Origin of the sequence: Corallococcus sp. AB049A (assembly GCF_003668885.1) — a bacterium.
Taxonomy (GTDB): Bacteria; Myxococcota; Myxococcia; order Myxococcales; family Myxococcaceae; genus Corallococcus; species Corallococcus interemptor.
In genome coordinates this window covers 1-506 of record NZ_RAWL01000953.1, presented here as the reverse complement: position 1 = coordinate 506, position 506 = coordinate 1, and the positions used below count along the sequence as shown (strand labels likewise).

Genomic DNA, 506 nt, shown 5'->3' with positions numbered 1-506 from the left:
CGACAACTATGCCAAGTGGCCGAAGCTGGAGTACGCCAGCCACGACGCGCAGGCGGTGGCCGATACCCTGACCGGGCAGTTCGGCTTCCCGTCCTCGCAGGTGATCGTGCTGAAGAACGAGCAGGCGACCCGCAACAACATCCTCGCGGCCTTCCACGATCGCCTGGCCGATGACCGCACCGGCCAGGCGCCAGAACTGGTTGTGCTTGTAGGCGTAGTACTGCGACTGCGCAAGCGATGCTTCGCCGGGCAGGCTGCCCAGGATCAGCACGCGCGCGTGCGCGTCGACCACAGGCGGAAAGCATCGCTTGAGCGTCACGCGGGTCGTCAGGCCAGCAGGCGGTTCACGCGCTGCACGTACGCCGCCGGGTCGGCCAACGCGCCGCCCTCAGCCAGTAGGGCCTGGTCGAACAGCACGTGCAGGCGATCCTCAAAAGCGGCGCGATCGGCTTCGTTGCCGGTCACGGTTTCCAGTAGCGCGAGCTTGCGCACGAGCGGGTGCGTCG

The 506-nt window shown here is 67.4% G+C and carries 1 pseudogene; it reads right to left on the bottom strand.

From position 1 onward, the window contains the following. Positions 1-319 (bottom strand): annotated as a pseudogene (locus D7X55_RS46025) (hypothetical protein); the annotation flags it as partial. Between the last annotated feature and the right edge of the window lie 187 nt (positions 320-506).